The sequence below is a fragment of the Streptomyces sp. KPB2 genome (assembly GCF_003950055.1).
In the GTDB taxonomy this organism is placed as follows: domain Bacteria; phylum Actinomycetota; class Actinomycetes; order Streptomycetales; family Streptomycetaceae; genus Streptomyces; species Streptomyces salinarius.
In genome coordinates this window covers 1,906,273-1,930,407 of sequence record NZ_CP034353.1, presented here as the reverse complement: position 1 = coordinate 1,930,407, position 24,135 = coordinate 1,906,273, and the positions used below count along the sequence as shown (strand labels likewise).

24 protein-coding genes and 1 pseudogene are annotated in these 24,135 nt (G+C 69.6%); 18 read left to right on the top strand and 7 right to left on the bottom strand.

The genetic code is table 11. From position 1 onward, the window contains the following. The first annotated feature begins 178 nt into the window (after positions 1-178). Positions 179-634, top strand: coding sequence for a DUF6299 family protein (locus D1J63_RS08305; protein ID WP_125628399.1), 456 nt, complete (start codon positions 179-181; stop codon positions 632-634). Between the two features lie 144 nt (positions 635-778). Here D1J63_RS08305 and D1J63_RS08300 read toward each other — a convergent pair whose 3' ends face one another. Beyond that, a complete protein-coding gene (locus D1J63_RS08300) occupies positions 779-1,630 on the bottom strand; it encodes a DUF2637 domain-containing protein (protein ID WP_125628398.1) in 852 nt (283 codons plus the stop codon). A 507-nt stretch (positions 1,631-2,137) separates the two neighbouring features. Between D1J63_RS08300 and D1J63_RS08290 the strand changes: the two genes are divergently transcribed. The 11 genes and pseudogenes from D1J63_RS08290 to D1J63_RS37075 all read left to right on the top strand — a co-directional run. Further along, the gene (locus tag D1J63_RS08290; protein WP_125628397.1) at positions 2,138-2,614 is read left to right on the top strand and encodes a hypothetical protein; all 477 of its coding nucleotides are present in this window, start codon (positions 2,138-2,140) and stop codon (positions 2,612-2,614) included. Between the two features lie 50 nt (positions 2,615-2,664). Continuing rightward, positions 2,665-3,174, top strand: a complete 510-nt coding sequence (locus D1J63_RS08285) for a hypothetical protein (protein ID WP_125628396.1) — start codon at positions 2,665-2,667, stop codon at positions 3,172-3,174. Between the two features lie 56 nt (positions 3,175-3,230). Then, complete coding sequence (locus D1J63_RS08280; RefSeq protein WP_125628395.1) at positions 3,231-3,986, top strand: thioredoxin domain-containing protein; 756 nt, start codon at positions 3,231-3,233, stop codon at positions 3,984-3,986. Further along, positions 3,983-4,828, top strand: coding sequence for a cytochrome c biogenesis CcdA family protein (locus D1J63_RS08275; RefSeq protein ID WP_125628394.1), 846 nt, complete (start codon positions 3,983-3,985; stop codon positions 4,826-4,828). Before D1J63_RS08280 ends, D1J63_RS08275 begins: the two co-directional genes overlap by 4 nt. Before the next feature lie 129 nt (positions 4,829-4,957). Continuing rightward, positions 4,958-6,073 carry a substrate-binding domain-containing protein gene (locus tag D1J63_RS08270; RefSeq protein ID WP_125628393.1) on the top strand — a complete coding sequence of 372 codons (1,116 nt, stop codon included), beginning with the start codon at positions 4,958-4,960 and terminating at the stop codon, positions 6,071-6,073. Positions 6,074-6,350: 277 nt separating this feature from the next. Further along, positions 6,351-7,370, top strand: coding sequence for a hydroxyacid dehydrogenase (locus D1J63_RS08265; RefSeq protein WP_125628392.1), 1,020 nt, complete (start codon positions 6,351-6,353; stop codon positions 7,368-7,370). Between the two features lie 55 nt (positions 7,371-7,425). Beyond that, entirely contained in the window at positions 7,426-8,688 is a 1,263-nt protein-coding gene (locus D1J63_RS08260) for an extracellular solute-binding protein (protein WP_125628391.1), read from the top strand. Next, complete coding sequence (locus D1J63_RS08255) at positions 8,685-9,629, top strand: sugar ABC transporter permease (protein ID WP_125628390.1); 945 nt, start codon at positions 8,685-8,687, stop codon at positions 9,627-9,629. The genes D1J63_RS08260 and D1J63_RS08255 overlap by 4 nt, the downstream gene beginning before the upstream one ends. Beyond that, positions 9,626-10,537: a carbohydrate ABC transporter permease gene (locus D1J63_RS08250; protein ID WP_125628389.1), complete on the top strand. Its 912-nt coding sequence runs from the start codon at positions 9,626-9,628 to the stop codon at positions 10,535-10,537. Before D1J63_RS08255 ends, D1J63_RS08250 begins: the two co-directional genes overlap by 4 nt. Before the next feature lie 61 nt (positions 10,538-10,598). Further along, positions 10,599-11,288: a hypothetical protein gene (locus D1J63_RS08245; RefSeq protein WP_125628388.1), complete on the top strand. Its 690-nt coding sequence runs from the start codon at positions 10,599-10,601 to the stop codon at positions 11,286-11,288. 246 nt (positions 11,289-11,534) lie between these two features. After that, positions 11,535-11,648: pseudogene (locus D1J63_RS37075) on the top strand (ATP-binding protein); the annotation flags it as partial. Between the two features lie 81 nt (positions 11,649-11,729). Here D1J63_RS37075 and D1J63_RS08230 read toward each other — a convergent pair. Further along, positions 11,730-12,587, bottom strand: coding sequence for a LysR substrate-binding domain-containing protein (locus D1J63_RS08230; RefSeq protein ID WP_125628387.1), 858 nt, complete (start codon positions 12,585-12,587; stop codon positions 11,730-11,732). Positions 12,588-12,681: 94 nt separating this feature from the next. On the opposite strand from D1J63_RS08230, the gene D1J63_RS08225 reads away from it, so the two are divergent. Further along, positions 12,682-12,999, top strand: a complete 318-nt coding sequence (locus tag D1J63_RS08225) for a hypothetical protein (RefSeq protein WP_125628386.1) — start codon at positions 12,682-12,684, stop codon at positions 12,997-12,999. Between the two features lie 227 nt (positions 13,000-13,226). Here D1J63_RS08225 and D1J63_RS08220 read toward each other — a convergent pair whose 3' ends face one another. Continuing rightward, on the bottom strand, positions 13,227-14,090 hold the full coding sequence (locus D1J63_RS08220) for a DUF1963 domain-containing protein (RefSeq protein WP_125628385.1): 864 nt from the start codon (positions 14,088-14,090) through the stop codon (positions 13,227-13,229). Positions 14,091-14,122: 32 nt separating this feature from the next. After that, the gene (locus D1J63_RS08215) at positions 14,123-14,722 is read right to left on the bottom strand and encodes a TetR/AcrR family transcriptional regulator (RefSeq protein WP_125628384.1); all 600 of its coding nucleotides are present in this window, start codon (positions 14,720-14,722) and stop codon (positions 14,123-14,125) included. A gap of 119 nt (positions 14,723-14,841) precedes the next feature. On the opposite strand from D1J63_RS08215, the gene D1J63_RS08210 reads away from it, so the two are divergent. Further along, entirely contained in the window at positions 14,842-15,591 is a 750-nt protein-coding gene (locus D1J63_RS08210) for an SDR family oxidoreductase (RefSeq protein WP_125628383.1), read from the top strand. A gap of 14 nt (positions 15,592-15,605) precedes the next feature. Further along, positions 15,606-16,355 (top strand): SDR family oxidoreductase, encoded by a 750-nt coding sequence (locus D1J63_RS08205; RefSeq protein ID WP_125628382.1) that lies wholly within the window; start codon positions 15,606-15,608, stop codon positions 16,353-16,355. A 63-nt stretch (positions 16,356-16,418) separates the two neighbouring features. Here the strand turns inward: D1J63_RS08205 and D1J63_RS08200 are convergent, their stop codons facing one another. Then, complete coding sequence (locus tag D1J63_RS08200; RefSeq protein WP_125628381.1) at positions 16,419-17,033, bottom strand: TetR/AcrR family transcriptional regulator; 615 nt, start codon at positions 17,031-17,033, stop codon at positions 16,419-16,421. A 120-nt stretch (positions 17,034-17,153) separates the two neighbouring features. Between D1J63_RS08200 and D1J63_RS08195 the strand changes: the two genes are divergently transcribed. Together D1J63_RS08195 and D1J63_RS08190 are read left to right on the top strand one after the other, a co-directional pair. Continuing rightward, the gene (locus D1J63_RS08195; protein ID WP_125628380.1) at positions 17,154-17,843 is read left to right on the top strand and encodes a nitroreductase; all 690 of its coding nucleotides are present in this window, start codon (positions 17,154-17,156) and stop codon (positions 17,841-17,843) included. 217 nt (positions 17,844-18,060) lie between these two features. Then, positions 18,061-19,092 carry a DUF6183 family protein gene (locus D1J63_RS08190; protein WP_125628379.1) on the top strand — a complete coding sequence of 344 codons (1,032 nt, stop codon included), beginning with the start codon at positions 18,061-18,063 and terminating at the stop codon, positions 19,090-19,092. 162 nt (positions 19,093-19,254) lie between these two features. Here D1J63_RS08190 and D1J63_RS08185 read toward each other — a convergent pair whose 3' ends face one another. Then, a complete protein-coding gene (locus D1J63_RS08185) occupies positions 19,255-20,784 on the bottom strand; it encodes a UDP-N-acetylglucosamine 1-carboxyvinyltransferase (protein ID WP_061442025.1) in 1,530 nt (509 codons plus the stop codon). A gap of 86 nt (positions 20,785-20,870) precedes the next feature. Further along, positions 20,871-21,068 carry a DUF4236 domain-containing protein gene (locus D1J63_RS08180; protein ID WP_125628378.1) on the bottom strand — a complete coding sequence of 66 codons (198 nt, stop codon included), beginning with the start codon at positions 21,066-21,068 and terminating at the stop codon, positions 20,871-20,873. A gap of 291 nt (positions 21,069-21,359) precedes the next feature. On the opposite strand from D1J63_RS08180, the gene acnA reads away from it, so the two are divergent. Beyond that, a complete protein-coding gene (acnA, locus tag D1J63_RS08175; RefSeq protein WP_125628377.1) occupies positions 21,360-24,077 on the top strand; it encodes an aconitate hydratase AcnA in 2,718 nt (905 codons plus the stop codon). Positions 24,078-24,135 lie beyond the last annotated feature (58 nt).

The window sequence follows — 24,135 nt, the reverse complement described above, 5'->3', positions numbered from 1 at the left end:
CCCCGGTGGCAAGCGTGACAACACCCGGACAAGCCGGCGACGGTTCCACGACGGCCGACGCGGACCCGTCACCGAGGAGTGACGCGGACTCGCCACCGAAGGGGTGACGGTCACTCCCGCCCGACCCTCCGCCCGGTACCAGTGGAACCCATCATTCCGACCCACCCGGAGGTTCCCCATGCGCGTACGATCCGCCGCCCTCGCCACGGCCGCCGGCGCCGCCCTGCTCCTGCTCGCCGCCCCCGCCCCCGCGCCCGCCGCCCCGGCCGCCCCCGACGACGCCCGCCTCGTCGCGGAGTCGGTGACCGTCGACCCGATCGGCCGCATCGCCGCCGACGGCAGCGTCACCCTCTCCGGCACCTACCGCTGCACCGGCGGCACCGGCCCGGTCTTCGTCAGCTCCAACGTGAGCCAGGGCGACCAGTCCGTCCGGTACGGCATCGGCGGCACCCGCGCGGTCTGCGACGGACTGGAGCACCGCTGGGTCAACACCGGCACGCCCGACACGGTCGTCCTCGAACCCGGCGCGGCCCACGTCGAAGCCACCCTCATGGAGTTGCGCCCCATGGGCATCGTGCCGCTCCCGAGCTTCCACGCCCGGCAGGCGCGGGACGTGACCCTGACGGCCTCCTGACCTCTCGCGGCGGCCGGTGTCCGAACCTGTCGAAGGAACGTCCCACGACGACAGTCGGATTTCCTTTTCCTTCGCATTCTCCGCGCCCTCCGCGTCCGGTGGAGGGAATGGAATCCTGTTCCGACCGCCTTGTCGCGCTCCGGGTCAGATTCTTTTCCCGGGGCGTGTGCCCGGCCGCGGGGAGCGCACCTGATTCTGCCGTTGCTGCGGAAGGGACACCCCGTCGGAGACCGCCTTGCCCGACGGATCGTCACCCGGTGTGACCGCGGCGCGCTGTCGGTGGCGCGGCACCGCCCGCCGCGGCGGACGGGTGAGCGTGATCTGCCGGATGACCTGCTGGAAGCAGACCAGCGAGGCCAGGCCGGGCAGGGCGGCCGCCGCACCGTCGCTGACGGTCCTGGGCGCCTCGACGATGCACAGGAACATCGCGATGGCCGAGAACAGCAGGACGACGGCCCAGGAGTGCACCGCGCGGCGCTGGTGCAGCGCGGCCCGCAGCACCGCCAGCGACGCCACCAGCCAGGGGCCGTAGACCAGCAGGGGCCACCACGACACGACACTGCCCCGGGTGCGGGTCACGGCGGCCAGACGCAACGGTTCGTAGGCCACCATGCCGCCGAACAGGCTCACGGAGGCCGCGATGACCGCGGCCAGCGCGGCGACGAACAGGCTCGCGGCGCGCAGCCGGCTCACCCTTCTCCCTCTGCGGACCCTGCGGTGACTCGTCGGGGACTCCCTCAACGGGGGCAACTCCGCCGTGATCTCCTGGAGATTGCTCAGCGGTGTGCCCGGGGCGGGTGCGAGCGCCGATGCGTCCGTGGCGGAGGGGGAGGGGACGCCGGTCTGCTGCTCCATCGCGTCCTGGAGCAGGAAGGCGAGCTCCTCGGCGGGGTCCCAGCCGGGTTCGGGCGGGACCAGCGTCTCCTGGAAGGCCTGCTCGGGCGCGCGGTGCCGGCCCCTGCCCGTGACGTGGAACGGGCCTTCGCCGTACGGCATGTGGGGGTGAGTGGGTTCTTCGTACACGAGGTGCGGATCACTCCGCCCGGGTGCACGTCAGGGAGCCCTGCGCACGGCCCCACCGCTCGGCGAGGCCGCTCTCCAACTCGGTCATGACGTCCAGGAAGCGTTGCAGGACCGGCTCGGTCACACGGAGAGGGACGGGGTGCCCGCCTCTGGTCAGAGTTCCGTCGCTCGGTGACGGACAGTGAGCTCTGCCGGGCCTGTAGGTGTACGGGCCAAGCGCCGTCAATTCCCCGTGTTCCTCGGTCATATCCGAAGTAACGTCTGCCTACTCCGTCGGATGCGCGGCAGTCGAGTGAACGATTTCTGCGATACTTACCCAATCCCGAATTCACACCGGTTCTATCGTGGCCCTGTACGAAAAGCGTCAAGGTTCCTCGGAAAGCCGCCGCCGGCGGGTACCGGCCCCTGGGTGGCCGCCCCCCGGCGAGGGTGACCTAGGCTGGCCGTGACCACGGACGGCGTGACGGCGCGGGAGCGGCGATGAAGCGAGCGGCACAGGGGCGGGCGCACGCCCGGTTCCGTGGTGTGCTGGCGCTGCTCGTGGGCGTGGTGGCGCTGCTGTGCGTCTTCGGGCACGCGGAACGTGGCGGACGGGACGCGCTCCCGCCCACCGCGGAGCGGCCGCACGCCGTCGCGAACACAGTCGATGCGGCAGCCGCGGCCGGGGCCGCCCGTGCCGTCGACACCGTCACCGCCATCGACACGGTCGCCGTCGCCGCCGTCGACACCGTCGCCGAACCTTCGGACGATGCGGCGGCCCCGTGCGGCAAGAAGGCCGTCGGCGACCACGGCGTGCAGCGGGCGGAGAATCCGCCGCCGCCGTCCACTTCGGGAGGCCGCGCCGGACTCGCGTCCCCGGACACCGATCCCGCGCCTCTCGTGTCACAGCACTTCGGGGCGTCGGCAGGCGGCCCCGATCCGCCCCCGGCGACCCTCCACTCCGTTCTGCGGATCTAGACCGGCCCGTAGGCCGCGTCCCTGAATCCTCGGAAACGGAGTTCTTCGGCATGTCCTCTTCCCGGCGCTCCTGGCGGCGGGCGGGTGAGGCGCTGCGCGGTTGGCGGTCCCGACAGTGGACCGTGGCGGGCGCAGGCGCCCTGGCCACGGCGATCCTGGTCGGCGCGCCCACCGACGTGGTGCCCAACCCGCTGTTCGGCCGCTCGGTCCCCGTGCAGTGGTGGAACTACCCCACCCTCGCCGTCACGGCCGTACTGGCCGGCATCGTCCTGAGCACCTACGTGCGCGTGCCCGCCGTGCGGGAGCCCTCGTCCACCCCGGAGCCGCGAGCCGCCGACGGCGGCCGGCTCGGGGCGATCGGCGGGGTGCTGTCCTTCTTCGCCGTCGGCTGCCCGGTCTGCAACAAACTCGTCCTTCTCCTCCTCGGAGCCTCCGGCGCCCTGAGCTACTGGGCTCCGCTGCAGCCGCTGCTGGCCGTCCTGTCGGCAGGTCTGCTGGCGGAGGCCGCGCTGCGTCGCCTGTCCTCCCAGACCGAGTGCCCGGTCACGGCTTCCGCCTGACCCGGGCCCGGTCCCACACCCTTCCCCTTTCCCTCCCTCGACGTCTGAGGTGCCCCATGACCGGATCCACCCCGTCCCCGTCCCGCCGCAACCGCGGGCGGACCGTCACGGCCGCCGCGGTTCTCACCGCCGCCGCGGTGACCGCGGCCTTCGCCCTCACGCTCGACGGCTCGGACCGCGAGGAGAAGGCCGGCGAGCCCGCGGTCGTCACCGGCTCCGCCGCCCCCGCGCCCGCCGACGAGAGCCTGCTCGCCCTCGCCCGCCGCGACGCGTCCGACCCGCTGGCCGTCGGACGCGCGGACGCCCCCGTCGTCCTGATCGAGTACTCCGACTTCCAGTGCCCGTTCTGCGGCCGGTTCGCCCGCACGACCAAGCCCGAACTGCTGCGCTCGTACGTCGACGAGGGGATCCTGCGCATCGAGTGGCGCAACTTCCCCATCTTCGGCGAGGAGTCCGAGCAGGCCGCGCTGGCCGGCTGGGCGGCCGGGCGGCAGAAGAAGTTCTGGGAGTTCCACGACGTCGCCTACGGCAAGCCGCGCGAGCGCAACTCCGGCGCGTTCGACGCCGAGAACCTCATCGCCATGGCCCGCGAGGCGGGCGTCGCCGACATCGAGCGCTTCCAGGCCGACATGACCTCCGACCAAGCCCGCAGCGCCGTGCGCGCCGACCAGGAGGAGGGCTACAACCTCGGCGTGACCAGCACCCCGGCGTTCCTGGTCAACGGCAAGCCGATCCTGGGCGCCCAGCCCACGGCCACCTTCGAGGAAGCCGTCGAGACCGCGGCGGACACGGCCGAGGCGGCAGGACGATGAGCGACGTCGGCCTGGCGGTGGCCTTCCTCGGCGGGCTCCTGGCCCTGCTCAGTCCGTGCAGCGCGCTGCTGCTGCCGGCCTTCTTCGCCTACTCCTTCACCAGCCGCACCCGACTGGTGACGCGCACCGGCCTGTTCTACGTCGGCCTGTGCACCACCCTCGTCCCGCTCGGCGTGGCCGGCTCGTTCGCCAGCCGCCTCTTCTACGGCCACCGGGACGCCCTGGTGACGACGGGAGGATGGACGGTCATCGCCCTGGGCGTGGCCCAGATCTTCGGATTGGGCTTCGGCTCCCGCCGGATGGCGCGGGCCGCGGGCGGGCGCCGTTCGGGCTCGGCCCTGTCGGTCCTCGCCCTGGGCGCGGTCTACGGGCTGGCGGGCTTCTGCGCGGGGCCGATCCTGGGCGGCATCCTGACCGTGGCCGCCGTCGACGGCGACCCCCTGCACGGCGGCGTGCTGCTCGCCGTCTACGCGCTCGGCATGGCGGTTCCGATGTTCGTACTCGCCCTGCTGTGGGACCGGTTCGACCTGGGCCGCAGACGCCGGCTGCGGGGCCGGACCTTCCGGGCGGGCCCGCTGACCCTGCACAGCACCGCCCTGATCGGCGGCCTGTTCTTCGTCGCGCTCGGGGTGGCCTTCCTGACCTTCGACGGCACCTCCGCACTGCCGTCGGTGCTCAGCACCGACACCGAGTTCGCCCTGGAGGAACGGCTGTCGGACATCGGCGCGGCGGCGTCCGACCGGGTGGTCCTGCTGAGCCTGGCCGGCGCGGCGGCGCTGACCGCGCTGCTGATGCTGCTCCGGCCCGCCGCGGGCGAAGCGCGACGCAGACGGGACCGGTGACGGGGCCGGTTCCGGTCCTGAGCCGCACAGGCCGACGGACCACTCCGCCGGTGTCGATCCGATCAGAAAAGATAATGTGAGGCCGACTGCCCTGCTTCCGGGGCAAGCACGGCTTGAGGGGGACCGGCGATGCCGTTGGCGGCCGAGCGTCAGGAACGCATCCTTGCCGCGGTACGCAAGCACGGCATGGTGCGGCTGGCGGACCTCGTGAAACAGCTGGGTGTCACCCCCGTGACGGTACGCCGCGACGTGACGCTGCTGGCGGACCGGGGTCTGGTGCAGCGCGTGCACGGCGGCGTCGCCCTGCCGCACAGGGTGCAGACTCCTCAGGCCCGGGAAGGGGTGTCCGGCGCCTACGGGCCGATGGCCACCCGGACCCTGGTGGGCATGGTGGTGCCTTCCGTCGAGTACTACTGGCCGCACGTCATCCAGGGCGCGCACGCCGCCGTGGCCGCCGCCCAGGGCAGACTCGTCATGCGCGCCTCACGCTGGGACGACCCCGCCGAGGACCGACGACAGGTCAACGCCCTCCTCGAGCGGGGTGTGCAGGCACTTCTCATCGCCCCCACCACGACGGGGGACGGCGCCATGGAACTGCTGCGCTGGCTGCGCTCCCTCACCGTGCCCGTCGTCCTCGTCGAGCGCCGCCCGCCCCAGGAACTGGCCACGCTTGCCCTGGACGCCGTGATGACCGCCCACGCGCTGGGCGCCGGCCTGGCCGTGCGGCATCTCGTGACACTGGGGCACCGCCGCGTCGCGCTGATCACCACCCGTCAAAGCCCTACGAGCAACGCGCTGCGCACCGGGTGGCAGGACGCGGTGGACACCCTGCGGCTCGACTCCCACGAAGGGCTCGACATCGAGGTGCCCTCGTACGGGTCCGCGGGCTGGGCCGAAGCGTACACAGACGTGCTGAAGCGCAGTCGGGACCTAGGCGTGCGGGGGCTGCTCGTGCACTCGGACCGTGAAGCCATCGGTCTGATCGAGCAGGGCCGGGAGCTGGGCATCGGCGTCCCGGACGAGCTGGCGATCGTCACCTACGACGACGAGATCGGGGCGGCGTCCGACCCGCCGTTGACCGCGGTGCGGCCGCAGAAGCACCGCCTCGGCGTACTCGCGGCGGAACTGGTGCTGGCGAAGGTGGCCGAGGTCGGCGGGGACTGGCCCGTTCACCGGCTGGAGCTGTGGCCGAACGTGGTGGTCCGCGAATCCTGCGGTACCGCGCCCGAGCCGGAGCAGCTGTAGCCCGAGCCCGAGCCCGCGCTTGAGACGAGCGAGCTCGGTGTCATGGCTGACCGCTGATTGCTGACCGCTGATTGCTGGGTCCGTCCGGGCCAAGTACCGAAGGTGAACGCCGAGTAGCCGCCCCGCAGCGAATGTTCGAACGTGATCGATTTCTTTCGCTTATGGCTGGGGCTCTGGTGGTGCGGTGCGCCCACCCCTTATTCCTTACCCCACGCGTTCCGGCCACTCCGCCTCCACCCAAGTGGCACTTCCCCCTATGAATGGGAGCCCGTACCCCATGCAGACCAAGCCCCCTGCTCTGGTCGTGATGAGCAGGTCGAGCCTCGAGGCGCACTTCGACCGCCCTCGGCTGCAACGCCTGTCCGAAGTGGTGGCGTTGGACGACCCCTTCTGGACGGACGAACTCGACACACCGCAGGCCCGCGCTCACCTTGCACGTGCCGAGGTGCTCATCACCTCGTGGGGAGCGCCGGCGCTGACCCCGTCGCGTCTCGAGGCGGCGCCCCGGCTGCGGGCGGTCATGCACGCCGCGGGCAGTGTGAGAGAGCTGGTGGGAGCGGACGTCTGGCGTCGCGGGATCCGGGTGACGAGTGCCGCGGACGCCAATGCCGTGCCGGTGGCCGAGTACACGCTGGCCGCGATCATCTTCGCCGGCAAGAAGGCCCCCTTCCTCGCGGCCGACCGGGAACGGGCCTACGGCGGCTGGGGTTCGGTGAGCGGCTACGGCGACCTGTCCAACTTCGAACGCACCGTGGGCCTCGTCGGGTTCTCCCGCATCGGCCGGCGTGTGGTCGAGATGCTCAAGGTGATCAGCGGGACGGAGTGCCTGGTCGCCGACCCCTATGCGGATCCGGAGGAGGTGGCCCGGGCCGGCGCCCGGCTGGTGACGCTCGACGAGATGCTGCCGCAGGTCCACGTGCTCTCGCTGCACGCCCCGGAACTCGCCGAGACCCGCCACCTCATCGGCGCGGAGCAACTGCGCCGGCTCCCCGACTTCGCGACCGTCGTCAACACCGCCCGCGGCAGCCTCGTCGACGCCGACGCCCTGGCCGCGGAGTGCCGCTCCGGGCGGCTGTTCGCGATCCTCGACGTCACCGACCCCGAGCCGCTTCCCGTCGACTCCCAGTTGCGGCAGGTGGCGAACGTGATGGTCACCCCGCACATCGCGGGCTCGCTGGGCACCGAGATCGGACGGCTCACCGACCACGTGCTCGACGAGCTGTCCCGCTGGGCCTCCCGCCGGCCCCTCCAAGCAGAGATCACCGAGGAGCACTGGGCCCTCGGCCTCAGCGCATGACCCGCAGCGACTCGACCCCGTGTCGTATCCCACCGCTCGAAGGAGAGCCAACGACATGAAGACCAAGAAGAACCTCACCACCGTCGTGCCCCTGGTCATGGCCGCGGCCCTGGTCGCCGCCGGCTGCGATGCCAGCGGCTCGACCAGCACCTCCGACGGCCGTACCGTCGTCAGGATCGCCCTGTGGAACTACGACACCACGCCGGAGTGGAAGGCGCTGATCGACGGCTTCGAGGCGAAGAACCCCGACATCGACGTGCAGCCCGTCGACATCCTCGCCGAGGACTACCCCGACAAGGTCACCACCATGCTGGCCGGCGGGGACACCACCGACGTACTGACCATGAAGAACGTCACCGACTACGCCCGCTACGCCACGCGCGGCCAACTCGAGCCGCTCACCGACCAGGTGAAGAAGCTGCCCCGGGCGTCCTACTCCGGGCTGGAGAACTTCGACCTGGACGGCCAGTACTACGCCATACCGTACCGGCAGGACTTCTGGGTGCTGTACTACAACCGGGCGCTGATCGGTGACGCCGATCTCTCGCACCTGACCTGGTCCCAATTCGCGGACCTCGCCAAGAAGACCACCAAGGGGTCCGGCTCCTCCAAGGTGTACGGCACCTACCTGCACACCTGGCGCTCCGTGGTGCAGGCGATCGCCTCCGCCCAGACCGGCGGCGACCTGCTGGGCGGCGACTACGGGTTCATGAAGGACCAGTACGCGATGGCCCTGGACCTGCAGAAGGCCAAGGCCACCCTGCCCTTCTCCACCGCCTCCAGCCAGAACATCACCTACGACTCGCAGCTCACTACCAAGAAGGCGGCCATGGTGCCGATGGGCACCTGGTGGGCGGCAGCGCTGCTGGCGGAGAAGAAGCAGGGCAAGAACCCCGTGGACTGGGGCATGGCGCCGATGCCGCAGGTCTCGGCGAACGGCGAGACGGTCACCTTCGGCTCACCGACGGCGTTCGCCGTCAACAAGAAGGCCAAGAACGCCGAGGAGGCCGAGAAGTTCGTGACGTGGGCCTCGGGGCCGGAGGGCGCCGCCGCCATCGCGAGCATCGGAGTCGTGCCCGCCTACTCGGACGACAAGATCATGGACTGGTTCTTCGCGGTCGAGGGCATGCCGAACGACCCGGTCTCGCGGCAGGCCATGCAGCCGTCCAAGGTGCAGCTCGAGATGCCGGTCAGCGACAAGTCCTCCGACGTCGACCAGATCCTCACCGAGGAGCACGAACTCGTCATGAGCGGCGAGAAGTCCGTCGACGAGGGCATCAAGGAGATGAACGACCGGGTGAGGAACGACGTCCAGTGACCACAGTCTCGCCTCCCACCCCGAAGGTCACCGCCCCGAACGTCACCGCGGCGCACGCCGCCGCGGCCAGGCGCCGGCGCCGCCGTGTCACCCTCATCGGCTGGACGTTCATCCTCCCGAACTTCCTGGGCTTCGCCGCCCTCACCCTCGTACCGGTCGTCGGCGCCCTGGCGGTCTCGTTCACCCACTGGGACTCCTACAGCACTCCCGAGTGGGCGGGCCTCGACAACTACCGCCGGATGTGGGACGACGACAACTTCTGGACCGCCTTCGAGAACACCTGCTACTACGCGGCCGGACACATCCCCCTCACCCTCGCGGTGTCGCTGGGACTGGCCGTCCTGCTGAACCAGAAGCTGCGCGGCGTCAGAATCCTCCGGACCGCCTTCTTCTTCCCGTACATCACCTCGCTCGTGGCCGTCGCGGTGGTGTGGAACATGCTGCTGAGCCCCGAAGTGGGCCCCGTCAACCAGTTCCTTCAGTCCATCGGCATCGCCCACCCGCCCGGCTGGACGACCTCCACGGACTGGGCCATGCCGGCGCTCATCGTCACCAGCGTCTGGCGCGACATGGGCTACTACATGGTCCTCTTCCTCGCCGGCCTGCAGACCGTCCCCGCCGAACTCTACGAAGCCGCACGGGTGGACGGCGCCGGCCCGTGGAAGCGCTTCTGGCACGTCACCCTGCCCGGCCTGCGCCCCACCACCTTCTTCGTCATGGTGATGCTCACCATCCAGAGCTTCAAGGTCTTCGACCTGGTGCAGGTCATGACCGAGGGAGGCCCGGGCCGGTCCACCCTCGTCCTGTCCCAGCTGATCTTCCGGGAGGGCATCACCCAGGGGCGCTTCGGCTACTCCTCCGCGGTCTCCCTCGCCCTCTTCGTGGTCTGCCTCGTGATCACGGCCGTCCAGTTCTACTTCCAGCGAAGGAGCGAGCGATGAACACCACCGTGCTGCGGAAGGACAGCACCCGTTCACCGGCCCCGCCGCCCATGACGGCAGGAGAGGAACGCAGGCGTCCCGGCCGCGCGCTGCGCACCGTCGGCCGCGTCGCGCTCTACGTGGCACTGACCGGCGTCGCGCTGCTGATCCTGCTGCCGTTCATCTGGATGCTGATCTCCTCGGTGAAGGCGGACCGGGACGTCTTCACGGTGCCCATCGAGTGGGTGCCCCAGGAGTACCACTGGGACAACTTCAGCCGGATCTGGACCGACATCCCGCTCGCCGCCTACCTGGGCAACTCGCTCTTCCTCTCCGTCGTGATCACCTTCCTCCAGGTGCTCACCGGCAGCTTCGCCGCCTACGGCTTCGCGAAGATGCGCTTTCCCGGGAGGGACCTGCTCTTCGCCGGCTACATCGCCACCATCGCGGTGCCCTGGCAGGCGTACATGATCCCGCAGTACATCATCATGCAGAAGCTCGGACTGGTGAACACACACCTGTCCCTGATCCTGCTCCAGGCCTTCGGCGCCTTCGGTGTCTTCCTGATGCGCCAGTTCTACCTGACCATCCCCGACGAGATCAGCGAGGCCGCCCGCCTGGACGGACTGAGCGAGTACGGCATCTGGGCCCGGATCATCCTCCCCCTGTCCAAACCCGCCCTCGCCAGCCTCGCCCTGCTGACCTTCGTCAACACCTGGAACGACTACATGGGTCCGTTCATCTACCTGACGGACAACAGCCTGTGGACCGTGCAGCTCGGCCTGCGCTCGTTCATCGGCCAGTACGACGCCCAGTACGCGATGATCATGACCGGCTCGGTGCTGTCCATCCTGCCGATCCTCCTGGTCTTCCTCCTCGGCCAGCGCTACTTCGTCCGGGGCATCGCCACCACCGGCGTCAAGGGATAACAAGGTCAAGGGACAACAAGGTCAAGGGACAACAAGGTCAAGGGACAACAAGGGAGGGACCATGGCCGGCCGAGCCACCACCGGCGCACGCCTGCGCCTCAACGTCGCCTACAACTCCTGGGACCACATCTGGTCCCACGTCCACCGCATCCTGGTCATCAACCTCGGAATCGCGACGGCGAACCTGCCGCTGCTGGCCGCGCTGCAACTGCACCACCACCCCTGGCGCCACCCGCTGCTCTTCGGCCCGCTCCTGCTCCTGACCGGCCCCTCCCTCGCCGCGGCCTTCGCCTACCTCGACGAGGCGGGCGGATCGGGGCAACCACCGGTTCGCGCGTACTTCCGGGCCTACGCGCGGCTCTTCCGCCCGGCCCTGCTCACCTCCAGCGCGTACCTGCTGGCGACATGCGTCGCCGTCGCCGACGTCGTCATGCTGCGTACAACTCCGCTCGGCCCGCCCCTCGTTCCCATGGCCGCCGTCGTCGCCGTCCTCGCGCTGCTCTCCCACGTCGTCGCCCTCGCCCACGTCGCCGGGCACGGGACCATCGCACGCAGGGCCTTCGTCCTGGTGCCGTTCGCCGTCGTCCGCCACTGGTTCCTCACCCTCGTGAACCTGGTCCTGCTCAGCGCCGGCCTCCTGCTCGTCAACCAGGCGCCGTTGCTCGGACTGGCCGTCCTGCCCGGCTGCGTGCTCAGCGTGCTCTGGCACAACTGCCGCTCCATGCCGCTCCTGACCCCGCCGCCCGGATAGCCCGGCCGCTCCGACGCCCGGCGCCCGGCCGCGGAACGGTTACTGGGGAAGGTCACCGACGACTTCGACCGCCCCGTCCAGACCACCAACGCCAAGTCCTGGACCACAAAGATGAGCTGGGACGCGGACAACAACGTCACGTGAGGTTGGCTCGACCGCTGGCCTTCGGTGTAGCCGAGCCAACGATGGTCAGGTGTTCGGCCAGGTACATGTGGCCATCGGCGGACCCCTGGTACGGACGAGAACGGCGGTCGCGGCCTGCTCCTCGTCGACGCGCTAGCCGCCGACTGGGGTGTACGCGAGCGCCTGGGCCCCGGCAAGACGGTCTGGGCCGAATGCGGAACAGCTCCCAGGGGCTGAAGGCACCTCAGGACATCAGGTCGGCCTCGAGTCCTTGAGGTCATGCTGACGATCCGCGGCGGCCGCTTCGCACCCGCTTCCTCAAGTCGCCCTTGAGGCATCCACTGCGGCAGTGACGAAGGAGGCGACCATGCTGCGGCAGTCGTCCTGGGACCAGGCGAGGACGAGTTCACTGTTGGGGGCATCGATCACGGGCCGGTGGACGAGGTCGGGGTGCATGGGCTGGGCCAGCGAGCGCGGCAGGATCGCGACTGCGCGTCCCAGCCTGATCATCTCCAGGGCTTCGACCGCGTCCGTGACCTCGGGCCCCGGCCTGGCCTCGGGTGCTCCGGTCCAGTGCACGCCCTTCCAGCGTGGCAGTGTCTCCTGGGCGAGGTCGGCGAGGGTGATCTCCGGGCGAGAGGCGAGCCGGTGGTCCGGCGGCAGGATCGCGACACGTCCTTCGACCGTCAGGGTTTCGTGGTCGAGGCCGGTCATGTCGTCGAAGGGCGCGTACAGCAGGGCGACATCGGCGCGGCCGTCGCGGACGTAGTCGGCTCGGTCGGTGGCTCCGCCGAAGAGGATGTCCACCTGTCGGGCGTCGGGCCGACCGGCGTAAGCGGCCAGGATTCCGGACAGAAGGTTCGCATCACCGCCGGGTTTGATCACCAGGCGCAGATGGGCTTGCTGATCACCGGCCCGGCGTGCCTTCTCGGCAGCCGCGCTGACAGCGTTCAGGGCGCGCCGGCCGTGGTGCAGCAGTGCTTCGCCGGCGGGGGTGAGGGCGACGTGCCTGCTCGAGCGCTCCAGGAGCTTCACTCCGAGCCGGGATTCCAAGCGCCGGATCGCTTTGGACAGGGCCGGCTGCGCGATCGCCAGGCAGGCCGCGGCGCGGCCGAAGTGCAGTTCCTCGGCGACGGCGATGAAGTACTCCAGTTCGCGGGTTTCCAGCTCGGCCATGGCGCAAGACTATCGGCCGTTCCATTCCTGACAGGCATGGAATGCGAACGAATAGATCTTGGACCGACCCGGAAAATTGCTGTTCGGTGGAGGCATGATTCACCACACGATGATCGTCGCGTTCGACCATCCGATTCCCGCGAGCGAGCTGGACCAGTACCTCAAGGAGTTCGAGGGGCTCGCGAAGGGATCCGGTCTGGTCGAGTCGGTCGCTACCCGCCATCACATCCGCGTCCCGGGCGACGACCACGCCCCGGTGGCCACCGCCAGCGCCATCCTGCAACTGCGCGTGCCCGACCTCGACGCCCTGAATGCGACCTTCACCATGCCCGGGGCGGTCGACCTCATCAAGCGCTGGCAGAGTCGCCATCCGTACAAGGTGGTCTGGGTCAACCACGAGCCGCTGACGTGAACGGCTGCGCCGGCAAGGCCGGCCCGGTCACCGGCGCCGGCATGTGATCGGGCGCGCCGCCGCGTTCGAGTTCGCCCGACGCGGGGCCGCGGTCGCTGTGCTCGACCGAGGCCGTCGAGTGAGGGGAACGGCGGCGGTGGGGGTGGACCCGTCCCTCACCGCTGCTGCCGGAGTCCACCCCCCTTACACCGGCCAAGCTGACCCGTGCCCGCCCCCAACCGGTCGGATCAGGGGTTCCAGTACACGTCGGTGTACGTCCGGTCGAAGCGTCCGGCCTCCAGGTCCTTGCGCTGGATCGCCCAGTGGACGCTGGATCCGGCCGCCACGTCACCGAGGGCGGGGCTCCAGCTCGCGAGCAGAACCCAGTCCTCGACGTTCTCGGACACCGGTCCTCCACTGCCCCAGTTGCCCCTCGACGCCTGCTCCACCGCGCAGTGCACCAGACCTTCCAGCGGGTCGAGGTGAACCATCTCCTCGTCGGCGTACCCGCCTATGTGGAGGGGGCCCCGGAGGTCGAGGTAGCGGCACGCCGTCTCCCACTCCTCGGCCAGTTCCTCGGCGTGGGGGAAGCCGGGCAGCGGCTCCAGGTCGCCATCGGGCAGCTCGACCTCGTAGTGGTACGGCAGCGACGGCTCTGTCCTGACTCGCAGCTCGCCCTGGGGGAAGGCGTCGGCCACCTCCCGCGCCTCGGGGATGCCGTCGGGGTCCCACGCGTACTTGTCGTGTTCCTCCGTGGGGGTCCCGAGCGGGACGTGCACGACGGCGCCGTGGTTGGTGAGGTCACCGCGGTCGCGCGGCCAGGCGAAGAGGAGTAGGCGGCCGTTGCTCGGCAGGGGCAGATCGGTCGAGGCCTGCGGCAGCGCCGCGAGGTCGATGGATGCGACGTAGGGGAACGGGGGGTGCGGGGTGCCGACCGGCAGCAGGACGGGGCCGCCGAACCGGGCGGCGACCGGCCCGTCGTCGCGCGTCGACAGGACCGCGCAGGGCCGTACCAAATCCATCCACCGGTCGACCTCGTCGGCCGGGATGTCCAGTTGGACCGCTTCATCGCGGAAACGAGCCAGTCGCTCGCGTAGCGTTTCGTAAGTCACACGGCCAAAGTAGAGCCCGGCACTGACATCGGTTACGCCCTCAGTCCGTCCACGCTCGCGTTGATCGCTGCCAGGGCTGCCGCCCTGTCGAGACCCGCCCTCGACACGAGCGAGAGGCCCTGGACGACATAGAGCAGGAGCTGCGCCTGGGCCTCGGGGGAGTGGGCGTCCGTGACCTCTCCGGCGGCCTGTGCGCGGCGGAGCGCGCCGGACAGGATGTCGGTGAACCGGCGGTACGAGCGGGTGACGATCTCCGTGGCTTCACTGTCCTGGGGAACGAGTTCGGCGGTCGTGTTGCCGACCAGGCAGCCCTGCGGGACACCCATGTCGGAGATCAGTTCGTCCAGCCGCGCGGGATGGCTCAGGATCTCACGCAGGGCGGGCAGGAGCGGGCCGGTGTCGAGCGCGGCGATCAGGTGCCGCTCGTACACCTCCCAGTAGAGCCTGACGGCTTCCAGGTAGAAGCGGCGCTTGTCGCCGAACGCTCCGTAGAGGCTGCCGCGTTCGATCCCCAGTGCGTCGACCAGGTCCTGGATCGACGTCGCCCCGTATCCCCGGGACCAGAACAGTTCGAGTGCGCGCTCCAGCGTCTGTTCCCTGTCGAACTCGCGGGGGCGTCCGGTTCGTGCCACGTGCTCGATACTACGACTTCTTGACTGGGTGTTCAAGAAGTCGTAGCTTCCCTTGGGAGTAGTTCTTGAACGGATGCACAGAAGTCGGCCGCTCGCCGGTCGACACGAAGGGCTGAGCTATGGAATTCGCAGGCAAGACGGCGCTGATCACCGGGTCCGGTGCGATCGGCGGACTTGGGTACGCGACGGCCAGGGCGCTGGCCGCCGGCGGCGCCGACCTGATCCTCACCGGCGCCGATCCGAGGCGCGGCGCCCAGGTGGTGGAAGACCTTCGCGCAGCCGGTGGCGAGCTCGTCGGGACGGTGCGCTTCGTCGCGGCCGACGTGTCCGACGCGGAGGGCGTGCGCCGGCTGGTCGAGGACGCCGGGGCCGTCGACATCCTGATCAACAACGCGAGCGTCATGACGTTGGCCCCGACCGCCGAGCAGGATCTCGCTGATTTCGACGCCGCCTTCGCGGTCAATGTGCGGGCCCCGTTCCTGCTCACCGCCCTGCTCGCGCAGAAGATGGCCGCGAGCGGCGGCGGCAGCATCGTCAATGTCAGCTCCACCGCAGCCGGCCTCGGCATGCCGGGCATGGCCGTCTACGGCGCCACCAAGGCGGCGCTCGAATCGCTGACCCGTACCTGGGCGGCGGAATTCGCCAAGTCGAACGTGCGGGTCAACGCCGTCGCGCCGGGCCCGATGCGCACCTCGAAGGTGGTCGCGGCCATGGGGCCGGACATGGGCGGCATGGGCCTGACCACCGCACTCGGGCGCACCTCCGACCCGGCCGAGGTGGCCCACGTGGTCGCCTTTCTCGCCAGTGACCGGGCCAGTTACATGACCGGGGCGATCGTCGCCGCCGACGGTGGCCGCACCGCGATCTGAAGGGAGGCGGAACAATGGATCGCCTTGCAGGAAAGCACGCACTGATCACCGGGGGGACGAGCGGCATCGGCCTGGAAACGGCCCGCGAGTTCCTCGCCGAGGGAGCGACTGTCGCCATCACCGGCCGCTCGCAGGAAAAGCTGGACGCGGCAGCCCGGCAACTGGACGGCCCTTTGCTCGCCATAGCCAGCGACGCCGGCGACGTACCCGGCCAAGCGGCGCTCGCGGCGCGACTCCGGGAGGAATGGCCGAAGCTCGACATCCTGATGAGCAACGCCGCCGACGTCACTCACCTGCCGATCGAGGCATGGACCGAGGAGGCGTTCGACAGGCTCCTCGCGACCAACCTCAAGTCACCCTTCTTCCTGATCAGGGACCTGCTGCCGCTCTTCTCGCACCAGTCCTCGGTCATCCTCGTCGGCTCGGTCTCCGCGTACATCGGACACGAGAACGCGACGGTCTACGGCGCGGCCAAGGCGGGCCTGCTCTCCTACACGCGCGGACTCACCCACGAGCTGAAGGACCGCGGCATCCGAGTCAACGGACTGAGTCCCGGTCCGACGATCACCAATGCGTTCGCGCCGCTCGGCCCCGAGCGCCAGGCCGCCCTCTACGAGGAACTCCGGCAGACCGTGCCCCTCCATCGTCTGGGAAGCGCCACCGAACTGGCGAAGGCGGCGGTCTATCTCGCCTCGGACGAATCCGCCTACACCGCAGGCACCGTACTGCGGGTCGACGGAGGCATCGGGCAACTCGCCTACTGACAACGGACCATGGAGGCCCTCGCCCCGGGCGGCGAGGCGAGGTGGAGGACGGCGTCCGTCTCGTCAGCCCTGCTCCGTCCCTCCTGACAGGGCCTGGTCGAGCAGGATCTCCGCCGCCGCCCGCGCGTGCCGACCGTAGTGCGCGTCGTTCAGCACCATGGCGCGACTGGCCGCTCCGTCCGCGAGGGTGGCAAGTTGCTCGGCGAGTGACAGGGGTTCGCGGCAGCCCAGCTCCGTCACCACCGCGGCGATCAGCTGCACCATGCGCAGCTTCTGCTCCTTGGCGTAGGAATGCACCGCGCTCTCCGGGTCGGGGAACTCCGCGGCGGCATCGATGAAGGGACACCCGCGCACCAAAGTCGCGTCGACCGCCGGCTGGTCGAACAGCCGGCGGATTCGCTCACGGGGGGCGAGGTCCGCACTGGTCAGTACGGCTTCCAGGGTGGCCCCCGACCGGACGAGATCCCGCAGGTGAGCGATGACGAGGTCGTTCTTGGTGCGGAAGTGCGCGTAGAGCGTTCGCTTGGACACCGGCGCCGCCTCGGCGACCTGCTCCATGCCGGTCGCGCCGATGCCCTGGGTCGCGAACAACCGGGCGGCAGCGGCCAGGACGCGCTCCCGCCCGCCGCGCCCGCGCCGCCCGGACGCCGTGGCCGTCGTACTAGCGGTCGTGTTCATGAAGTAAGTGTACGCCTGCGTTTACTTGCCTCGTCGCATCGCGTTACAGTGGCTCAGGTAAACGGGTCCGTTTACCTGAGCCAAAAGGCCTTTCCCCCCACCACCCCTTGAGGAGTCTCGATGACCAGGTTTGCCACCACCGAGCTGAGCGGCTGTGCGGAGAAGCTGATACGAGGTCGCCACGCGACCCGTGCGTTCCGCCCGGAACCCGTGCCCGAGGACACGATGCGCGGCATCTTCTCGCTCGCCGGCGCCGCACCGTCCAATTCCAACGCCCAACCGTGGCAGGTGGAGGTGGTGAGCGGCGCCGCACGTCAGCGCCTGGCCGACGCTCTGCGGACGGCTCACGCCGAGCGTCGCACTTCGGTGGACTATCCGTACTCCGAAGCGATGTACGCGCCGGTTCACCAGGGACGCCGGGTGGTGTTCGGCGCCGAACTGTACGGTGCGCTGGGCATCGGATCCGGCGATCACGCGGCACGTGCGGCCTACGACTCGGAAAGTCTGGGGTTCTACGGCGCACCCCACGCCGCCTTCCTCTTCGTCCAGGGCGATGGGGAAGCCCGACTGGCCGCGGATGTCGGTGCCTACATGCAGACGCTCCTCCTGGCCATGACGGCGTACGGCGTGGACAGTTGCCCCCAGGGGCTGCTGAGTTTCTACGCCGACACCGTCCGCACCGAACTGGGCGTCACCGGAGGCAGGCTGCTCGTCGGCATCTCCTTCGGGTACGCCGACGAGTCAGCGCCGGTGAACCAGGTCAGGACCGAACGCGCCCCGCTCGAGTCGACCACCACATTTCACGACTAGGGTCCGGCTTCGGAGATCCTCGGGCCGTAGATCGTGGCCGGATGAGGGCGCATGGGCGACAACCGAACTCCTCGAGTTCGGCATTGGTCCCTCCGGGACACTTTTCACGTTCGTGCCTGTTGATGCAGCCGGAAGTCCAGGAAATCCCAGGGGACTGACTCCCCTTGCTCGTGGCCGACCAACAAGCTGGTTGATCCCCTGCTCGTAGACTCGGGGCGTGAGCCACAACCAGGAGACGCCTGGCGACAGCTCTTCCGATCGGCATCGCCGGGAGGAGGCGCAGCATCTGGCCGAGCTCGGATCGGCGGACCTCGTGCGTCGGCTGCTGCCCGCTGGGGACATGCCCCCCGGCGGAAGTAATCGAATGCTGCGTTCCGTGGCTGCGGAGCTGGTCAGGACTCGGCATCCACGCGACATCGAGCCCTTGTTCGCCGAGTTGCCGGACGGGGTTCTGGGTCCGGCAGTCGAGCTACGGGCCTGTCTCCTTGGAGAGCTGGCGCTGATCGGCTCGGGGGGTGGTCGTCGTTCCCTGGAGGCGTACGCCGACAGGCTGCGCGAGCTGGGGCACCCGCTGGCTCGGCTGCCCAGGACGCGGCTGGACATCGAGCACCGGTTCGCCGTCCGCGTCCGGGGACTGGGGTCGGTCAAGAGCGCGAAGCAGCTCCGGTCGCGTTTCCCGGAGGCTCCCTCGACTGACGGCGGGGCGGTCGCCGGCCGCGGTGCCAGGGATGCTCGGGACGACGTTCGGGCGAACGCGGCAGCCCGACCGTTCCGTGCCGGCGGATGGGCCCGTGAGCCCGAGGCGCGGTTCTTCACGCTGCCGAGCCCGCTCAGCCCCGGCGACTTCGGCATCTCCTTCATCAAGGAACTGTCCTTGCGCTGTCTGGCGGGTGAGGGCAGCCGCCGGGGGAGCGCGCTCGCCTGCATGACGACACCCGACGATGTCCTCAACGAGCTCTTCACGGCTTCCTACGTCGGCGGAGTGAACGGCCAGGGACAGGGTGGTGCGTACGCGCGGCTGTATGCCTGGGAGAGCCTCTGTGCGCTCATGGGGTTGCCCATCGGTGTGCCCCTCCTGGAAGCGGTGCGGTGCGCGGCGGATCACCGGTGGTTGCGGTTCATGGCGTTCACGGACTGGTTCCACCACGACACCGCGGACCTGGCTTTCGCCGTGCTCGATCCCACCCGGACTCGGATCGCGGTGCTGGCGGCGACCGATACCGATGCCCACCACGACGCTCTCGGGTAGCGGGAAGTCTTCCTGCCACGACGCGGGCGTCAGCAGCACCATTCTCGATGAACGAACACGTGACGTGCATGTCCCAGAGCAGTCCCAGGGGCAACTGCGAGCCCCTCCTGCCCCGCATCGTGCAGGTCAGGAGGGGTCTCGCGCCGTTCTTCCCCAGAGTCTTCAGATGTCCCGGAAGATCTCGATCTGCGCCCCGATCGAGTTCAGCCGTTCCGCCAGGTCCTCGTAACCGCGGTTGATGACGTACACGTTGCGCAGCACCGACGTGCCCTCGGCGGCCATCATCGCCAGGAGGACGACGACCGCGGGGCGCAGGGCCGGCGGGCACATCATCTCGGCGGCGCGCCAGCGGGTGGGGCCCTCGACCAGGACGCGGTGGGGGTCCAGGAGCTGGAGGCGGCCGCCGAGGCGGTTCAGGTCCGTGAGGTAGATGGCGCGGTTGTCGTAGACCCAGTCGTGGATGAGGGTCTGGCCCTGGGCCGAGGCGGCGATGGCCGCGAAGAAGGGGACGTTGTCGATGTTCAGGCCCGGGAAGGGCATGGGGTGGATCTTGTCGATCGGCGCTTCGAGCTTCGACGGGCGCACCGTCAGGTCCACCAACCGCGTGCGGCCGTTGTCGGCGAAGTACTCCGGGGTGCGGTCGTGGTCGAGGCCCATCTCCTCCAGGACCGCCAGCTCGATCTCCAGGAACTCGATCGGGACCCGACGTACCGTCAGCTCCGACTCCGTGACCACGGCGGCGGCCAGCAGGCTCATCGCCTCGACCGGGTCCTCGGAGGGGGAGTAGTCCACGTCGGCGTCGATGACCGGCATGCCGTGCACGGTGAGGGTGGTGGTGCCGATGCCCTCGACGCGGACGCCCAGGGCTTCGAGGAAGAAGCAGAGGTCCTGGACCATGTAGTTGGAGGAGGCGTTGCGGATGACGGTGACGCCGTCGTGGCGGGCGGCGGCCAGCAGCGCGTTCTCCGTCACCGTGTCGCCCCGCTCGGTCAGGACGATCGGGCGGTCCGGGCGCACCGTGCGGTCGACCACCGCGTGGTAGTGGCCCTCGGTCGCGGCGACGTCCAGGCCGAAGCGGCGCAGCGCGATCATGTGCGGCTCGATGGTGCGGGTGCCGAGGTCGCAGCCGCCGGCGTAGGGGAGGCGGAAGCGGTCCATGCGGTGCAGCAGGGGGCCGAGGAACATGATGATCGAGCGGGTGCGGACGGCCGCCTCCGCGTCGATGGCCTCCATGTCCAGCTCGGCCGGCGGCACGATCTCCAGGTCGGTGCCGTCGTTGACCCAGCGGGTGCGCACGCCGATGGAGTTGAGCACCTCCAGGAGGCGGTAGACCTCCTCGATGCGGGCGACCCGGCGCAGCACCGTGCGCCCCTTGTTGAGCAGCGAGGCGCACAGCAGGGCCACGCAGGCGTTCTTGCTGGTCTTGACGTCGATGGCGCCGGACAGGCGACGGCCGCCGACCACACGCAGGTGCATCGGCCCCGCGTACCCCAGGGAGACGATCTCGCTGTCCAGCGCTTCGCCGATCCGGGCGATCATCTCAAGGCTGATGTTCTGGTTGCCGCGCTCGATGCGGTTGACGGCGCTCTGACTGGTGTTGAGCGCCTCCGCGAGCTGTGACTGCGTCCAGCCGCGGTGCTGCCGGGCGTCACGGATGAGTCGGCCGATGCGTACGAGGTAGTCGTCTGCCATGGGGTTGAGGCTATCTCAGATATGAGATCGCACCTCTCGGGGGGTCCGTTCGGGTGACGTCACGTCAAGAAACCCCCGGTCGCGGCTCAGCGGCGCCTGTCCGTCGTCGTGCGACGCCATCCGAAAGGTCCCGGCAAATCCATTGATGTCGTACGACGTCCGGTACTGCTGCTGGTGTGGCGCGGGCCGTTGCGGCCTCCGGTCGTGATGGACCACGAGCGTTTGTTGATGTTCAGCCGCACTCCGGGGAGGATCCGGAAACTCTTGCGGAACGTGAGCGGCATCGTGCCCCCTTCCGGGTCGTGCCGGGTCGGTCCGGCACGAGTCGGATACCCCCGTACGGCGTAGTGATGGCCGCGCGGGTCACCCGGGGTGGGGCGCACGCCACACGGTGCCCGGACATGACCGGGCCGCCCCTATGTACTAGAGTTATCTCGACATCGAGATATCTGCCGAGGCGTACCGCAGCCACCACCCTGGTAAGGGTTACCTAACTTAGCCCTACCTTAGCGGATCGGCCAGGGGGCGTGGCGGCAGGATGCGGTGGTACGCGCACATGAATGAAGGAGACTGTCGTGTCGGCGAACAGCTTCGACGCCCGCAGCACGCTGCAGGTGGGCGACGAGTCGTACGAGATCTTCCGGCTGGACAAGGTAGAGGGCTCCGCGCGCCTTCCCTACAGCCTGAAGGTGCTGCTGGAGAACCTGCTCCGTACCGAGGACGGCGCGAACATCACCGCCGACCACATCCGCGCCCTCGGCGGCTGGGACTCGCAGGCCCAGCCGTCGCAGGAGATCCAGTTCACGCCGGCCCGCGTGATCATGCAGGACTTCACCGGCGTGCCCTGTGTCGTCGACCTCGCCACCATGCGTGAGGCCGTCAAGGAGCTCGGCGGCGACGCGAACAAGATCAACCCGCTCTCCCCGGCCGAGATGGTCATCGACCACTCCGTCATCGCCGACAAGTTCGGCACCGCCGACGCCTTCAAGCAGAACGTCGACCTGGAGTACGGCCGCAACCGCGAGCGCTACCAGTTCCTGCGCTGGGGCCAGACCGCCTTCGACGACTTCAAGGTCGTCCCGCCGGGCACCGGCATCGTCCACCAGGTGAACATCGAGCACCTGGCCCGCGTCGTCATGACCCGTGACGGCAAGGCCTACCCCGACACCCTGGTCGGCACCGACTCGCACACCACCATGGTCAACGGCCTCGGCGTGCTCGGCTGGGGCGTCGGCGGCATCGAGGCCGAGGCCGCGATGCTCGGCCAGCCGGTCTCCATGCTCATCCCGCGCGTCGTCGGCTTCAAGCTGACCGGCGAGCTCACCCCCGGCACCACCGCCACCGACCTGGTGCTGACCATCACCGAGATGCTGCGCAAGCACGGTGTCGTCGGCAAGTTCGTCGAGTTCTACGGCGAGGGCGTGGCCGCCACCAGCCTCGCCAACCGCGCCACCATCGGCAACATGTCGCCGGAGTTCGGCTCCACCGCCGCGATCTTCCCGGTCGACGGCGAGACGCTGAACTACATGCGCCTGACCGGCCGCAGCGAGCAGCAGGTCGCGCTCGTCGAGGCCTACGCCAAGGAGCAGGGCCTCTGGCTGGACCCGAAGGCCGAGCCGGACTTCTCCGAGAAGCTGGAGCTCGACCTCTCCACGGTCGTCCCCTCCATCGCCGGCCCGAAGCGCCCGCAGGACCGCATCGTCCTCGCGAACGCCGCCCAGCAGTTCAAGACCGACGTCCTCAACTACGTCGACGTCGTGGACGAGGCGGGCAAGGAGTCCTTCCCGGCCTCCGACTCCCCGGCCGTCACCCCGAACGGCACCCCGTCCAACCCGGTCCGCGTGACCGCCCCCGACGGCACCTCGTACGAGCTGGACCACGGCGCGGTGACGGTCGCGGCCATCACCTCCTGCACCAACACCTCCAACCCGTACGTCATGGTCGCCGCCGCCCTGGTGGCCAAGAAGGCGGTCGAGAAGGGCCTGACCCGCAAGCCGTGGGTCAAGACCACCCTCGCCCCGGGCTCCAAGGTCGTCACCGACTACTTCGAGAAGGCGGGCCTGACCCCCTACCTCGACAAGGTCGGCTTCAACCTCGTCGGCTACGGCTGCACCACCTGCATCGGCAACTCCGGCCCGCTGCCGGAGGAGGTCTCCAAGGCCGTCAACGAGCACGACCTCGCCGTCACCTCGGTGCTCTCCGGCAACCGCAACTTCGAGGGCCGGATCAACCCCGACGTCAAGATGAACTACCTGGCGTCCCCGCCGCTGGTCGTCGCCTACGCGCTCGCGGGCTCCATGAAGGTGGACATCACCAAGGAGGCCCTGGGCACCGACCAGGACGGCAACCCGGTCTTCCTCAAGGACATCTGGCCCTCGGAGGCCGAGGTCAACGACGTCGTCGCCAACGCCATCGGCGAGGACATGTTCTCCAAGTCCTACAGCGACGTCTTCGCGGGCGACGCCCAGTGGCAGGCGCTGCCGATCCCGACCGGCGACACCTTCGAGTGGGACGCCGAGTCCACCTACGTGCGCAAGCCCCCGTACTTCGAGGGCATGGGCATGGAGCCGGCCCCGGTCGAGGACATCTCCGGCGCCCGCGTGCTCGCCAAGCTCGGCGACTCGGTGACCACGGACCACATCTCGCCCGCCGGCGCCATCAAGGCCGACACCCCGGCCGGCAAGTACCTGACGGAGCACGGCGTCGAGCGCCGCGACTTCAACAGCTACGGCTCCCGCCGCGGCAACCACGAGATCATGATCCGCGGCACCTTCGCCAACATCCGCCTGCGCAACCAGATCGCGCCGGGCACCGAGGGCGGCTACACCCGCGACTTCACGCAGGACGGCGGTCCGGTGTCGTTCATCTACGACGCCTCCCGCAACTACATCGAGCGGAACATCCCGCTCGTCGTCCTGGCCGGCAAGGAGTACGGCTCCGGCTCGTCCCGCGACTGGGCCGCCAAGGGCACCGCGCTCCTCGGCGTCAAGGCCGTCATCGCCGAGTCGTACGAGCGCATCCACCGCTCGAACCTCATCGGCATGGGCGTGCTGCCGCTGCAGTTCCCGGAGGGCCAGACGGCCGACACCCTCGGTCTGACCGGCGAGGAGTCCTTCTCCGTCTCCGGCGTCACCGAGCTGAACGACGGCACCACCCCGCGCACGGTGAAGGTCACCACCGACACCGGCGTCGAGTTCGACGCGGTCGTCCGCATCGACACCCCGGGTGAGGCCGACTACTACCGCAACGGCGGCATCCTGCAGTACGTGCTGCGCAGCCTGATCCGCAAGTAGGCGGCGGCGCACAACGGTTGAGGGCCGCATCCCCGGTGACGGGGGTGCGGCCCTCGCG